This window comes from Terriglobia bacterium, from assembly GCA_020072565.1.
GTDB lineage: Bacteria > Acidobacteriota > UBA6911 > UBA6911 > UBA6911 > JAFNAG01.
The window spans coordinates 1-14,824 of the sequence record JAIQGI010000037.1 but is presented as its reverse complement, the minus strand read 5'-3'; the positions used below and the strand labels follow the sequence as shown (position 1 = coordinate 14,824).

Annotated in this window: 9 protein-coding genes; 7 read left to right on the top strand and 2 right to left on the bottom strand. The window is 57.5% G+C overall.

The annotated features are described in order from the left end of the window. The first annotated feature begins 203 nt into the window (after nt 1-203). Both LAP85_20375 and LAP85_20370 read left to right on the top strand, forming a co-directional pair. Nucleotides 204-962, top strand: coding sequence for a zf-TFIIB domain-containing protein (locus LAP85_20375; GenBank protein ID MBZ5498761.1), 759 nt, complete (start codon nt 204-206; stop codon nt 960-962). Between the two features lie 459 nt (nt 963-1,421). Further along, a complete protein-coding gene (locus LAP85_20370; protein ID MBZ5498760.1) occupies nt 1,422-1,976 on the top strand; it encodes an ATP-binding protein in 555 nt (184 codons plus the stop codon). 24 nt (nt 1,977-2,000) lie between these two features. On the opposite strand, the gene LAP85_20365 is transcribed toward LAP85_20370, so the two are convergent. After that, nucleotides 2,001-2,852, bottom strand: a complete 852-nt coding sequence (locus tag LAP85_20365; protein MBZ5498759.1) for a hypothetical protein — start codon at nt 2,850-2,852, stop codon at nt 2,001-2,003. A gap of 407 nt (nt 2,853-3,259) precedes the next feature. On the opposite strand from LAP85_20365, the gene LAP85_20360 reads away from it, so the two are divergent. The 5 genes from LAP85_20360 (at nt 3,260) to LAP85_20340 (ending at nt 13,458) form a co-directional block, all read left to right on the top strand. Beyond that, the gene (locus tag LAP85_20360) at nt 3,260-3,961 is read left to right on the top strand and encodes a TylF/MycF family methyltransferase (GenBank protein ID MBZ5498758.1); all 702 of its coding nucleotides are present in this window, start codon (nt 3,260-3,262) and stop codon (nt 3,959-3,961) included. A 66-nt stretch (nt 3,962-4,027) separates the two neighbouring features. Continuing rightward, on the top strand, nt 4,028-6,490 hold the full coding sequence (locus LAP85_20355; protein ID MBZ5498757.1) for an ABC transporter permease: 2,463 nt from the start codon (nt 4,028-4,030) through the stop codon (nt 6,488-6,490). Between the two features lie 275 nt (nt 6,491-6,765). Beyond that, the gene (locus tag LAP85_20350; GenBank protein MBZ5498756.1) at nt 6,766-7,170 is read left to right on the top strand and encodes a VanZ family protein; all 405 of its coding nucleotides are present in this window, start codon (nt 6,766-6,768) and stop codon (nt 7,168-7,170) included. Between the two features lie 156 nt (nt 7,171-7,326). Next, on the top strand, nt 7,327-12,297 hold the full coding sequence (uvrA, locus tag LAP85_20345; GenBank protein ID MBZ5498755.1) for an excinuclease ABC subunit UvrA: 4,971 nt from the start codon (nt 7,327-7,329) through the stop codon (nt 12,295-12,297). 165 nt (nt 12,298-12,462) lie between these two features. Further along, complete coding sequence (locus tag LAP85_20340; GenBank protein ID MBZ5498754.1) at nt 12,463-13,458, top strand: DUF4097 domain-containing protein; 996 nt, start codon at nt 12,463-12,465, stop codon at nt 13,456-13,458. Nucleotides 13,459-13,571: 113 nt separating this feature from the next. On the opposite strand, the gene LAP85_20335 is transcribed toward LAP85_20340, so the two are convergent. Then, the gene (locus LAP85_20335) at nt 13,572-14,615 is read right to left on the bottom strand and encodes a magnesium transporter CorA family protein (GenBank protein MBZ5498753.1); all 1,044 of its coding nucleotides are present in this window, start codon (nt 14,613-14,615) and stop codon (nt 13,572-13,574) included. Between the last annotated feature and the right edge of the window lie 209 nt (nt 14,616-14,824).

The window sequence follows — 14,824 nt, the reverse complement described above, 5'->3', positions numbered from 1 at the left end:
CTCCACGGGCAAGCGGGGAGATGGTACGCGATTACCACCTGCAAGCATAGGTTTTGCTGGTATCTACTACCAGAGACCGTTGATGCGCCCAAGCCATGTCAAAACCGGGCTTCCCGGTTTCCCTAAAGTCGATGCCTTCATGTACCGATCCCATAGCGGGACCCCGGCGATGGCGCGACCCGGGGGATGGAGTTCTTCCGGATATGACCGATACCGCAATAAAGCGCGGCGTTTACCACTGCCCGAACTGTGGGGCCGCGGCGGCGCCCGAGAGCGTCCGCTGCGCTTACTGCAGATCGACGCTGGCCACCATCGTGTGTCCCGCCTGCTACGGAGCGATTTTCACAGGAATGAAGCATTGTCCCTGGTGCGGGACCGAAGCCTCGGCCGGAACGCCTGCACAACCGGACGTTCTCAAGTGCCCGCGCTGCGCTGCAGACCTGATGCTCATCAATCTGGGCCATGAAGCCGTCCATGAATGCGTTTCATGCGGGGGCCTTTGGCTCAACAAGGACACGCTTCAGAAGCTCTGTGACCGCCAGGAGGAACAGGAAGCCGTGCTCGGCTTCGAGTTCAAACCGCGGATCGAAGAGGGCTCGGCTCCAGGCCGGAACGAACGCCTGTATATCCCCTGTCCGGCGTGCAGGAAACTGATGAACCGGACAAACTTCGGCAGCTGCTCCGGCATCATCGTAGACTGGTGCAAGACGCATGGGACATGGTTCGACCGCGATGAACTCAGGCAAATCGTGTTGTTCATTCAGGGCGGTGGTCTCAAAAAAGCGCGCGAGCGCGATCGGGCCAGGTTGGAAGAGGAAAAGCTGCACCTGCGCGAACAGCAGCGCAATCTTGCCAGGATCACCCTGTTGGGACAAGACTCATCCCTGCGCCTGACAACTCCGGCAGAATCCGACTCGCTCTTTCAGATCCTGTCGGGCATCTGGCGTACCCTCCAATCGTAAGCGGCGTCTCTCATCCGGCGAAAACCGGCATCGTCCATGCGTCGCGCCTGCTCCCAAAATAGACAAATCGGTATCGGGATCGCAATCGCCATCGCAATCGGAACTCTTAGCCGGCAAAAGCCGATAGCGACCGCGATTGCGATACCGATCCCGATACCGACGTTCACCAACCGGATAGCATGAGCTTTTGATGCGTCGCAGGGTGCGCGCCTGGCGCATGCGGTACTGCTTCAAACTTGACTCCTCAAAAAAGGAAAGCGGCACCGAATGGCACGAATTTCATGAATGGCGGCATTTGGCAGATACGTGCCAGGCGCGGCTGCTCTGCAATGTATCCGTCCCCGCACATGGGGGGCTGTTCCCCGCCGGCCGGGAGCAAAACCGGTACAGGGAAGCGCGTTGCCTCTGAGACGCACCTATTGTATCTTCATCCGTGAAAAATGATCGAGCGCACACGCTATGAAGATCGCATTCATTGGAACCCACGGTGTGGGAAAGACAACCCTGGCCTACGAACTTTGCAACGAGCTCAAGAAGCAGCACCTGGATGTCGGGTTCATTGACGAGATCGCGCGCAGATGCCCGTTTCCCATAAACGAGGAAACCAGTCTGGAAGCTCAGACCTGGATACTTACGACCACGATCGGACGGGAGCTGGAGCTGAACAAGATCTACCCGAATATCATCTGTGACCGGTCCGTGCTGGACAACTACGTCTACCTCTACCACAAGTTCGGCCACATTTCCGAGTTACACGGCTTATCCAGGTATTGGGTGCGCACGTACGACCTGCTGTTCAAGGTGCCGTTCACCCGCAAGTACCTGCGGCCCGACGGTGTCCGTTCGGTGGATTTCGAGTTCCAAGAGACCATCGACCAGAAGCTGGTGCAACTTCTCCAGGAAGATGAGGTGCCATATCATGACCACCGGGTAATGAGCGATACGGTTCAGACAATCCTGGACTACCACCGCGCACACATCGGACCATTGCAGCGGCGCATTCCCGGAATGTAGTTTGCTCCATATTCAGGAAGGATTTTACCTTCTTGCGCTGCGTTGTGCCGGCACGGCGGCATCGGAGTGGCCGACGCCGCGAGAGGGCGCGACCCTGGATGGCGGTGTTTGCTGCGGATCAAGATTTAACATCGTGAAGCCGCTGACCTGAGCGTTGGCCAGAATGTCCAATGCGGAAGGTATCCTGCGCTCATCCCCACCGATTCCTCCCATTACCGAACCATAGGTGACTGCCAGCGCATCAAAGTGAGATGTGATGCCGGCCGTGTTGGTCGCCAGTGGAATAATCGTCCCTGCAAAGGGGAGGTCGCCGCTGAGGCGGATTGCACCTTGGATGCCTTCCTTCATGAAGGCAGAGTTTGCCGCGCTCATTCCCAAAGCGTGCCCGATCTCATGTATGGCTACGGACAGAAGGTCGACGTGGCCCAAGGCATCCCCAACAGGACTGCTGAATACTCGCGCCACATTGACAAGGCCGCCGCCCAGATCCTGGTATTCCTCCGTCCGGCGCCGATACTCTTCATCCGAATTCGGGGTCGGATCAAGATAGAAGGCAACAGCACCGCTGTTATCGAAAAAGATGATCCCGGCAATCTCCCGGTGGGGAATGCCGCCTTGTTCGACGAGAGTGTGAGTTCCGGCATCGCCGACAGGCGCCCATCCGAAACTAATGGTGATCGTACCCGGATCGGAATAAGCGGCCTCCCAAATCCGGGCCGCGGCATTCACGATCTCAACCAGGTTGCCTCCACCCGATGTGTTCGCAGGGGCGGCACCGCCGATGAAATTGGTGACCACGGTCAGTGCTGATACTTTGGGCACCGGGCTGAGTAAGAGCGTCAGAAACACCAGGAAAATCTGCTTGAGAGCCATCATTTTCTCCTCCGCGACCCACACCGGCTGAGTGCTTCAATCCGTTGTGTAAGAGGAATTTATCTCAATGGAGAAGCCCAAAAAATGGGACGAATGTCCTGATTTGGTTATCGTTTTGTCCCATTGGATATGGGACTGGTGGACCGGCGAGTGGTTTTGGTGCTGTATTCGAGGGCGGTCATGGTCTTGACAACCGGGGCTTGGATCGACGACCCTAACATGCTCTTGCTTCATCTCGAAGCCGGGGTCGACCTGGCTCAGTTCCGAAGAGCTGAACTTGATCTTCCGCAAAGGCCATGCCCCGCTTCACTGTGGCAGGGCGATCGGCGATTTGGACCGGAAGCGATGGTGATTCAGAACTTATCCGGAAGCGGCGCAAGCCTCGCCAACCGGGGACGGCAGTAACAGTTATGAGAATCAAGGTCAGGGACATAATCAACAAAGGGTTGTCCAGGACCGGATATCAGCTCGAACGGTGCCGACCCAATCCCATTCACCTCTGGGACCAGCATGCGGAGTTCAGTGAGCAGATGAGCAAAGTCAGCAGCTATACTCTGGTGGACAAAGCAAGATGTTTTATGCTGTTCCAGTTCGCCAGACAGGCATCCCGGATCGCGGGCGACATCGCCGAGGTCGGCGTATACAAAGGAGGCACGGCCAGGCTCTTGGCCAAGACCCTTGAACCCACGGGGAAGAACATACATCTTTTTGATACCTTCACCGGGATGCCGTCCGTAGATCAGAGCAAGGACCTCCACAGGGAAGGAGATTTCCACGATACCTCGCTGGAAGCCGTCAAGTCCTTGCTGTCGGATTGCAGAAATGTCCACTTCCATGCAGGCTGGTTCCCTCATAGTGCAAAGCCTGTGGAGGCTTTGACCTTCTGTTTTGTCCACATCGACGTGGACATTTATCGGTCGGTCATTGACTGCTGCAACTTCTTTTATCCGAGGTTGCAGGGTGGCGGCATAATGGTTTTTGATGACTATGGATTCCGAAGCTGTCCGGGGGCAAGACTGGCAGTCGATGAGTTTTTCTCAGACAAAGTCGAAACTCCATGTTACCTGCCGACCGGCCAGTGCTATGTTACCCGGCTTCTGAGTGACAAATAGTCGCCGTGGGGGCTCATGACGCCTCCAAGCTACTCTTGCAAGTGGTATTCAGGCTTTGAGCTCACCATGAGTGCACTCCGACGGGACATCCGCTTCGCTTTTCGGGCCCTTGCGAAGAATCCCGGATTTGCCGCGGCCGCGATCCTCGCTCTCGCAATCGGCATTGGCGCCAACACAACCATCTTCAGTGTTACGAACGCATTGCTGCTGCGCCCGCTTCCATACCAGGACCCGAATCGCCTGGTAATTCTGTGGAACCGCTCGCCGGGGCTGGGGATAGCCGAAGACTGGTTTTCCACCGCGCAATATTTTGACATCAAGGCGGGACACACGGGCTTTGAACAGCTGGCGATCGCCATCGGCGGAAATGTCAACCTGACCGGAGACGGCGAACCCGAGCGTGTTGGAACCATTCGGGTCTCCTCCAATCTCCTGCCCATGCTCGGTGTGAGGCCGGCCCAGGGTCGGCTTTTCGTTCCGGAAGAGGACTCGCAGGGCCGCCCGCTAACGGCTGTGCTCAGTTACGGGATGTGGGCGCGCCGCTATGGCTCGGATCCCGATGTAATCGGCAAGTCGATTACGATAAACGGCCAGCCCTACCAGGTGATCGGCATTCTGTCCCGATCATTTTCTTTGCCGCGAGAAGTGCTTCCGACACTGGGCGGCGCCGAACAGGCGGAGATCGTCCTGCCGCTGCCGCTGGCACCGAATGCGTCTCAGATTCGCGACCGTGAAGATTACAACCTCATGGGCAAGCTCAAACCCGGCGTTTCGCTCCGGCAAGCCCAGACCGAGATGGATGCCGTCACAGACCGCTTGCGGAGGGAATATCCGGACCTGTATCCACCCAACGGTGGTCTCACGTTCAGCATCGTGCCGCTTCTGGAGCAGGTGGTGGGCGACGTCCGCCGGCCTCTTCACATCCTTCTCGCTTCGGTCGGCCTGGTCCTGCTGGTGGCTTGCGCCAACGTCGCCAGCCTGCTGCTGGCGCGTGCGGCGGCCCGCCGGAAGGAAATCGCCGTGCGCGCAATGCTGGGCGCAGGCCGCGCCCGCATCATCCGTCAACTGCTTACAGAAAGCATTCTGCTCGCTCTATGCGGCGGAGGGTTGGGCGTCCTCCTCTCGCTCTGGAGTCTGAGCTGGATTGATGTGTTGGGAGCAAAGAGCGTTCCGCGCATGCAGGACATCGGCATCGATGGACGGGTGCTTCTCTCTACATTGCTCGTATCTCTTGTCACGGGCGTTCTTTTCGGCCTGGTGCCGGCTTTGCGGGTTGCCGGCGTTGACCTGAATGCGACCCTGAAGGAAGCAGGCCGGGGTTCGGCCGGCGGCAACATGATGTGGGGGCGTGGTCCCAACCTGCGCAGGTTGCTCGTTGTTTCCGAACTCGCGTTATCCGTGGTGCTGCTGATAGGAGCCGGACTTCTGATTCGCAGTTTCGCGCGCCTGCAGAGTGTACATCCGGGCTTTAATCCCCGCAATCTGTTGACCTTCGGCCTGACGATGACCGGCCGCAAGTACAACGACCCGCAGGCAGTGCTGGCGACCTATCGCCAGCTCTGGGACCGTTTCGAACACCTGCCCGGCGTGAGCGCTTCGGGCGGCACGACGGCACTGCCGCTGACTCAGACATTTGCCTGGACTCCAATCACGATCGAAGGACGCACGCCCCTTGCGGGTGAGAAGTTCATTAATGCGGATGAACGCGTCGGCGGCGGGCACTATTTCCAGGCGATGGAGATTCCGCTGCGGCGTGGGCGGTTTTTCACCGAACAAGATACTGCCGACTCCCCCAGAGTCGCCATTATCGACGACAGCATGGCCCAGCAGTTCTGGCCAAACCAGGATCCGGTCGGCAAGCGCATCCACCAGGTACAATCCAAGGTTCCCTGGCTGACCATTGTCGGTGTGGTCGCCAGAGTGAAACACGATGCGCTCGACTCTGATCCGCGCATCGCTTTCTACCTACCGCAAACCCAGATCCCCACGCGGGCGATGACCGTCGTTTTGCGGAGCGGCACTGACCCGGCCTCGCTTACGTCGGCAGTCAAGAAGGAAATCCGCGATCTTGATCCGAATTTACCCGCATACAATGTTCGCACCATGGAGCAGTTCGTCGATCAATCGCTGGCTCCGCGCCGATTCTCGATGCTGCTGCTCGGCATCTTTGCCGGCCTCGCTCTGGCGCTGGCCGGCATCGGCACCTACGGCGTGATCGCTTATCTGGTAAGCCAGGGCTCGCGGGAAATCGGAATACGCATCGCGCTGGGTGCTACGCAAGGCACCATCTTGGGCTCGATCGTTCGCCAGGGAGTGACTCTCGCGCTCTTCGGTGCAGGCATCGGCCTGGCCGGAGCTCTTGCGCTCACTCGCTTTATGCGAAGCCTCTTGTTCGGCATCACTGCAACCGACGGCTTGACGTTTGCCGCAGTTCCGACGCTCTTGATCCTGGTGGCGCTGCTTGCCAGTTATGTCCCGGCCCGGCGCGCCGCCCAGGTGGACCCCATGTCATCCCTGCGGTGCGAATAACGGGGCCATGGGGCAGGCCGAGCAAACCGAGGATGCCCCCCGCCCTATTACCAATCAATCTGTCATGCTGATCAGTCCACCACCCAAGGGCAGACGCAAACGGATCCTCATTTTCACGGTACCGATAAAGGACGGGAGCCACAGCTTCCGTGCGCGAATTTCAATGGTCAACCCAGCCACGGCCCGACGAATTATGTATGCTGCGGCCTTGACCGCATATAGATTATGAGTTTGTATTATCTGTCGCTTTTTAGAGAGGGGGTGGAGCTCGAGGGATGCATTTTCCAAAAGCCTGGGTGCTGCGCTGGGGGTGGCCACTCTTGATGATGGCGCTCATTTTCTTTGCCTCTGCCACGCCGGGCGGCGATCTGCCTGATTTCGCGGGATGGGATTTCTTGGTGAAGAAAGGTGGCCACACGTTCGGCTACGCCCTGCTGGGGGCGTCCTATTTGCATGCCCTGACAAACTCCAAGCGCATCAACAGACTCACGCTGCTCCTGGCAGTCATTCTGGCTGGGCTCTTCGCCTTCACCGATGAGTTTCACCAGTCGTTTACGCCCGAACGCTCGCCATCTGCGGCCGACGTGGGTATCGATATTATTGGAGCTATCCTGGGCGTGGGGATCTGGGCCTGGCTCCGATCGCCCATGAGGCGGCAGAGTACTGCGCCACGGGCATGAACTGTACTTACACGCGACGAGGCAGGTCCCGATGGCTCGACGGCGCCAGGTTTGTTGCGGTGGGTGTCAGCGCCTCCGGCGGGCGAGTGCGCGCCGAATCCCTCCGTGCGCTCCGGAACCCGCTTGAACAGCCACGTGAAACTCCCTGATGCGGAAATGCACAACGATTCGGTTCTCATACACAACGCGTCCGAAAATAACCTTCGGTCGATAAGCCTTTCGTTCCCAAAGAACAAATTGGTGGTAGTAACCGGTGTTTCCGGGTCCGGCAAATCGTCGCTGGTATTTGACGTAATCTATCGTGAAGCCGAAAGCCGGTATCTTGGCTCATTCTCCTCTTATGCCCGGCAGTTTCTCGGCAGGATGAAGCGCCCGAATGTGGAGAGAGTCGAAGGCTTGTCTCCTGCCATTGCCGTCGACCAGAAATCTGTCCTGTCAAATCCACGCTCCACCGTGGGGACGATCACCGAAATCTACGATTACCTCCGCCTGTTGTTCGCCCGTCTGGGAAAACCGGAGAACAACACACGGGATTTCAGGATCGAGCGCAGCCTCTTTTCCTTTAATTCTCCTGCCGGGGCCTGTCCCGCCTGCAAGGGTCTGGGCGTCGAAGACCGTTTGGATCCGGACTTGCTAATTGCAGACAAGAACAAGAGCCTGCGCCAGGGCTGCATGGTGATTACGGCTCCGAACGGGTACATCATTTATTCCCAGGTAACCATGGATGTGCTTGACGAGGTTTGTCGGGCAGAAGGATTCAATGCCGATATTCCCTGGAAGGATCTGACGCCGGAACAGAGGCACATCGTACTGTACGGCAGCGAAAGGATCGCAATTCCTTACGGCAAGCACACGCTGGCATCCCGGATGCGCTGGAGCGGCATTACAGCCAAACCCAGGGAAATGGGTTTTTACAAAGGCATCGTTCCAGTAATGGACGCCATCCTGAAACACAAACGCAACAGGAATATCCTGCGCTTCGTCCGCACTTCCGATTGTACCGCTTGCCGGGGCGCCAGGCTCAACTCCGACGCGTTATCGGTAAAGATTTGCGGCTTCAATATTGCAGATCTTGCTTCACTCCAGTTGAACCTGCTTCAGGATACCCTGGATAATCTCCGTCTTTCGGACCGGGAAGACCAGGTCGCAGCTCCGATCATCAGCAGGATTTCGAAACGGATTGATTTGCTCAAGCGCCTGGGTTTGGCCTACCTCTCTCTGGATAGAGAATCGACGACCCTATCCGTCGGGGAATCTCAGCGATTGCGCATCGCGGTTCAGGCGGGGACAGGATTGACGGGAATCCTCTACATCTTTGATGAGCCTTCGGTGGGGCTGCATCCCCGCGATACCCGGCGCCTGATCGAGGTACTGGAAGGGCTGCGCGACGACGGCAATTCGGTAATTGTGGTGGAACATGAAGAAGAATTCATCCGCCGCGCCGACTGGATCATCGACATAGGCCCTGCTGCCGGCGTCAACGGCGGACGCGTGCTCCAAAACATCGACACTTCAAAAATCGGGCACATCCCCGCGGGAGAACTCCGCCGAAGCCGTACCCTTTCCTTCTTCAAGGGCATTGAAAAGCTGGAGATCCCAGACAGGCGCCGCAGCGGCGGGGGAATGCTCGCGGTCCACGGCGCAACAGAAAACAACCTGAAAAATGTCGATGTCCACTTCAGCCTGGAAGCCTTGAATGTGGTGACCGGCGTGTCCGGCGCCGGAAAATCAACATTGGTCAACAGTGTCCTGGGAAATTTTTTGCGCAATCAACTCTATGCTTCTTCCGAGAAACCCGGCAAATGTCTTTCGATCGCAGGCTGGGAAAGCATATCCAAAGTAATCACCATCGACCAGTCGCCCATCGGCCGCACACCGCGAAGCAATCCAGCCACCTACACCGGCTTGTTCGACCACGTGCGCGATCTTTTCGCAGCTCTGCCTGCATCACGAGCGCGAGGCTGGGATAAAGGCAAGTTTTCATTCAATACCACGGGCGGCCGATGCGAAGCCTGTCAGGGAGCCGGGTATCAGCAGATCGGGATGCACTTCATGGGCAATGTTGAGGTGTTATGTGAAGAGTGCAACGGAAGACGCTTTCATGGCGATACACTTGAAATCACCCGCAAGGGCAAAAACATCGGCGATGTGCTCGACTTCTCGGTATCTGAAGCGAGAGATTTCTTCCCTGATCATGCCCGCATTCTGCGTTATCTCAAAACCATGGCGAGTCTCGGACTCGGTTATCTGAAGTTGGGGCAGCGTTCTTCCACGCTGAGTGGCGGCGAAGCCCAACGCATCAAGCTGGCGACGGAGTTGGCCAGGCCGCAGGCGGCGCATACGCTCTATATCCTCGATGAACCCACTACTGGACTTCATCAAGCGGATGTCGGCAATTTGCTTCTTGCCCTCAATTCGCTGGTCGTCCAGAAAAATACCGTCATCGTGATCGAACATCATCTCGGCCTTATCGCCGCAGCCGATTGGGTGGTGGATCTGGGCCCCGAAGGCGGCAGTGATGGCGGCCGTTTGCTGGTTCAAGGGACCCCGGAAGATGTCGTCCGGTGTGCGGAATCGCATACGGGACAGGCGTTGAAGGAATATCTGCAAGACCGGAGTATCACCGGCGTACCGGTCGCGAGAGAGACCGCTGCCTCTCCTCGAGGGGATAGCGGAACAGTGCCTGGGATCATTCAACTTAGTGGTGTCACCACCAACAATCTCCGACACATCGATGTCGCCATTCCCCGCAATCAGGTTACCGTGATCACCGGAGTGTCCGGCAGCGGCAAATCGTCGCTTGCTTTCGACACCCTTTTCGCCGAGGGGCAGAACCGTTTCATGGAGAGTTTCTCCACATACGCCCGGTCACAAATCGGCGTATGCGCCAGGGCAAATCTTGATGAAGCAACCGGGTTGACGCCGACCCTTGCGGTCGATCAGCGGTCCATAACGGCAAATCCACGTTCGACCGTGGGAACCATGACTGGAATCTACGACTTGTACCGTCTCTTGTATTCAAGGGTGGCTGCTACGGATGCTGGCGAAACACCCGGATTCTCCTCGCTCTTCTCATTTAACCACCAGTCAGGCGCCTGTCGCGAGTGTGACGGTTTGGGCCACATCACGGTCTGCGACCCGGAAATGCTCATTACCAATCCGGAGAAATCAGTTCTCGACGGCGCTCTGGATGGCACCAAGACGGGCAGGTTTTACGGTGACCCCTTCGGACAATATGTCGCCACGCTCAAAGCGGTCGGGCAACAGCATCATATCGATTTTTCAAAGCCCTGGGCCGGCCTGTCGGAATTCGGGAAGAGCCTTGCCCTCTATGGTAGCGATGACGAAGTTTACGATGTCACCTGGAGCTATAAGAGGGAAAATCATGCCGGGCAACACGAGTTCAAGGGCAAATGGCCCGGCCTGGTCAGCCTGGTCAATGCCGAGTATGAGCGCAAACATGCCGACCACCGCGGGCAGCGCATGCTGCCGCTCATGAAACAGGACCTCTGTCCGTCCTGCCACGGAACCCGCCTTAGGCCGGAATCGTTACGATTTTCCATTGGCGGGTTGAATATTGCGGAATTGTCGGCGTTCCCGGTTTCCGCTGCTCTCGATTTCTTCAGGACCATCGATGACGTTCTGCGAGAGCCGCCATGGGCCGAAATTGCGGCTCCGTTGGCGATGGAGGCTGTCCGGCGCCTGGCATTTCTTGACGAATTGGGTCTGTCCTATCTGAGTATCGACCGCACCTCCAACAGCCTTTCAGGGGGCGAGGCTCAACGCGTCAGGCTGGCCGCACAGTTAAGGAGCGGTCTCACAGACGTTACTTACGTTCTGGATGAACCCACCGTGGGCTTGCATGCAGCTGATGTCGGCAGACTAATAATGAAGATGCTCCATATGCTGCGGCAGGCAGGAAACACTGTTGTCTTGGTGGAGCACGACCGCGATGTGATCCTCTCCGCCGATCACGTCATTGATTTGGGCCCCGGCGCGGGCAGCCAGGGCGGAAGGATCGTTGCAGAGGGAACTCCTCAGGAAATAATGCACAGCACGGCATCGATGACCGGCAGGTATCTGTCGGATAACTCAAATGCCGTCTCAACCAGGAATAGAGTCCTGAAAGAAGGCTTGAGCCTCGTGGGCGCCTGCGCCAATAATTTGAAACATCTTTCGGTCAGTATTCCTTCTGAAGGGATCGTTGTCGTTACCGGCATCTCGGGCAGCGGAAAAACCAGCCTGGTCTACGACGTCGTTTATCAGTCGTGGGAAAGAGGCAAAGGCTGCGGATGCACATCGATCACGGGTTTTGAGCATTTCCATCGTATGGTCGCCGTCCATCAAAAACCGCACTTTTCGGGGTCAACGGGCACTCCTGCGACCTTCACCGGCATCCTCGACCGCATTCGCGACTTGTATGCCGGTACGGAAGATGCCCGGCGTCTCCATCTGGGCAAGAAGCATTTTTCGTTTGCCGACAAAGAGGGGCGTTGCGAAACTTGCAGGGGTTTGGGCAGGATCAGGGTCAGCATGGATTTCCTGTCGGATGTGGAAGTGACCTGCGAGCAGTGCAAAGGAAAACGATATCGGGAGGAGGTGCTCGCCTGCCGGTATCAGGCAAGAAACATCGCCGACGTGCTGGCAATGACGGCCGGCGAAGCGGCTGAGTTCTTCCGGAACCAAAAGGTTCTTTCTGCCCGGCTCGAGATGCTGAGCCGGGTAGGATTGGATTATATGCAATTGGGCCAACCTCTCGACTCGCTGTCGGGCGGAGAAGCACAGCGGCTGATGCTGGCTGCGGAACTGGCGAAACCCGTGAGTGGAAAGATTCTTTACTTGTTTGACGAACCCGCGACGGGCCTGCACTTCAGCGATATCGAATATCTCCTGAAACTGTTTCATCAACTCGCCGACCAGGGTCATACTCTGCTCGTGATCGAGCACGACCCGCAAATCATCCTGAATGCCGACTGGATCATCGATCTCGGGCCGCAAGGCGGTGAGAAAGGCGGGTACGTCGTGGCCAGCGGCCGGCTGCCTGACATTATCCAAAACGAAAACTCGGTCACCGGACGGCACCTGAAGAACGGCCGCGGAGGAGCAACCGTGGATGCAGTCGGATAGACGGGCAGCGTTTTCCCGCGTCCAAAACCGCATTTTGGTCGCGCATGCATGAATAGTCTGGATCAGGGCTGCGAGTCGGCATGTCTTTTCTCCAAGGCGCTCCTCGAATAGATTGAACCTCTTGCCTCGGAAAATCGTAATAATTGGACGACAGGGGGAATAGGCATGAGACTATCCAGGTATATTGCTGCTTTTTGTATCGGCATGTATCTCATCGCTCTTTCGGGATGCGATTTGGCCTATCCCGCCGTGGAAGGCCAGTTCGATCGCACCCTGAATGTTACGGGAATGGTGAACCTCGATGTCAGCACGGGATCCGGGAGCATTGCCATACGGGCCGGAAGCGCCTCCGCCGTACAGATTCACGGGCTCATCCGGGCCGGCGAGGATTGGAGGAGCAACGCGCAGGAAAAAGTGCGTTACCTGGAGGCTAACCCGCCGATTGAGCAAAACGGCAACGTCATCCGCATCGGGCGGATCGACAACGCAGCCTACAGAAATAATGTTTCCATCAGTTACGAGATCATCGTTCCTGCGGAGACCCAGGTCCGGTCCAAGACCGGTTCCGGAGGTTTGAAAGTCGAGGGCATTCGCCGTCCCGTCGACGCCAGCACCGGCTCGGGATCGATCGCGATGGACAATATCGGCAACGATGTGATCGCCCACACCGGTTCAGGCAGCATCGAGCTGGATCAAATAACAGGCAAGGTAGAAGCCCGCACCGGCAGTGGTTCGATCCGGGGGGAGCGCATCGCCGGGTCCGTCAAGGCAGATACCGGAAGCGGGAGTATAACGCTGGCGCAGACTTCCGCGGAGCGCGGCGCAATCTGGAACGTGGAAGTGAGCACCGGTTCAGGCAGCATCGACGTGTCGGGTGTGAACGGGCCGCTCCGAGCAGAGAGCGGCAGCGGCGGAATCACGGTGACGGGAAACCCGGCGGGAGATTGGGAACTCGATGCTTCATCCGGAGCGGTCACGCTCCACCTGGACGCGAATGCCGCATTCGATCTGTATGCGCGCTCCAGCTCCAGCAGGATCAGTGTGGACCAACCGGTCACTGTGACCGGAACGCTCGGCAAGCACGAGATCCGTGGCAAGGTTCGGGGTGGCGGCCATCTGATTGATGTTCGCACCGGTTCCGGCAGCATCAACATTCACTAGAAATTCGAGAAGGCGGAAGATTATTTCACAGCCTTCCGGTTTCCCCGCGTCTGCAAGGTTTGCCGGGCGCAGTTCTTCGGCTCAGGATTCGGCAACCGGTTTGCAGCACCCTGTCACCGGCTTTCCGGACGCCGGCGAAGGACAGCACTCTTTGCGTCTCTCTTGTCAAACATCCTCAGCAGATAGTAGTTAGCAACGCCGATCACCGCCATCGCCGCCATGAACGCCGGATAGGCGATACGCCAGTTCTGCGCACCCGTCATCATGCTCCATTCCGACATGCCGCCGATTCCTGCCAGCATCGTCAACGGCATAAACACCGTCGTGATCATGGTCAACCGCCTGACGACGCGATTGGTTTTATTCGCCACCGCCGCCATCTGGTTATTGATCATGGAGAGATGGATCTCCATGATGGTCGCGATCAGTTCCCTGCAGATCTCGATGACTTCAAAAAACTTGGCGAGGTGGTCATAGATGTCGCGGAACTCGTAGATCGCCTTCTCGCTGATAAACGGCGAGTCCCGCCGACACAGCTTGACCAGAATCTCCCGCTCGTAGACCAGGCTTTTGCGCAGGAACAGCAGGTTGCGCCGCAGATGCATCAACTTCGCAGGCTTGAAGTCGACGCGCCCCTGCAGGATCTCTTCCTCGGCCGTGTCCAACTGGTCCTGCAGGGCCTCGATGGCGGCGAACTTCTCATCCACGATATCGTCCAGGAGGACCTCCAGGAGGAAATCCGCACCCGGTCGCACCTGTTCCAGATCACGCCGCACAGTGGCTTCGAGCCGCTCCGCGAAGGAGTCATTACCCCCGCCATGCGAGTGCACCGTCACCAGAAACTTCTCTCCGAGAAAGAAGTTGACCTCTTCGACCAGAGCGGCGCCGTTGTCGTGACGATAGCGGTTGAAAAGAATGAAGGTGTGCTTGGGAAACTCCTCCATTTTGGGCACCTGGTCTTCATCAAGGCAGTCCTCGATGGCGAGAGGGTGCAAACCCAACGGCTCGGCAAGGGCAGTCAGGTCCTCAGGGCCCGGATCGGTGAAATCGAGCCAGATGAACCCATCACCCCGCCGCCTGCGAAGAGCCTCATCCAGAGCCGCTATCTTTTCGAGTCCCTTCCCAGCCGTGAAGCTGAAGTATCGACCTGCTCCCATTTAATCCTCCCCTTTTCAGTGCCGGACCGCAATTTTGCATTGATCTCGATAGATAGGCTCACTCTAACCTCAATACTGTTCACTTAACAAACGAACTGTGGTATCCTGTGGTAAATTTTCACAGGAGGACCGCATATGGCACGTACCGTTGCTGAGCTTCCAAGCGGCTCCCGCATTACGGATTACATCAGTCTGGGCGTTATTACAAA

Bases quoted from the DNA above. Each gene is read 5' to 3' on its own strand.
- LAP85_20365 (MBZ5498759.1), bottom strand. From the start codon at position 2,852: ATGATGGCTCTCAAGCAGATTTTCCTGGTGTTTCTGACGCTCTTACTC.
- LAP85_20350 (MBZ5498756.1), top strand. From the start codon at position 6,766: ATGCATTTTCCAAAAGCCTGGGTGCTGCGCTGGGGGTGGCCACTCTTG.
- LAP85_20335 (MBZ5498753.1), bottom strand. From the start codon at position 14,615: ATGGGAGCAGGTCGATACTTCAGCTTCACGGCTGGGAAGGGACTCGAA.
- LAP85_20370 (MBZ5498760.1), top strand. From the start codon at position 1,422: ATGAAGATCGCATTCATTGGAACCCACGGTGTGGGAAAGACAACCCTG.
- uvrA (MBZ5498755.1), top strand. From the start codon at position 7,327: ATGCACAACGATTCGGTTCTCATACACAACGCGTCCGAAAATAACCTT.
- LAP85_20360 (MBZ5498758.1), top strand. From the start codon at position 3,260: ATGAGAATCAAGGTCAGGGACATAATCAACAAAGGGTTGTCCAGGACC.
- LAP85_20375 (MBZ5498761.1), top strand. From the start codon at position 204: ATGACCGATACCGCAATAAAGCGCGGCGTTTACCACTGCCCGAACTGT.
- LAP85_20340 (MBZ5498754.1), top strand. From the start codon at position 12,463: ATGAGACTATCCAGGTATATTGCTGCTTTTTGTATCGGCATGTATCTC.
- LAP85_20355 (MBZ5498757.1), top strand. From the start codon at position 4,028: ATGAGTGCACTCCGACGGGACATCCGCTTCGCTTTTCGGGCCCTTGCG.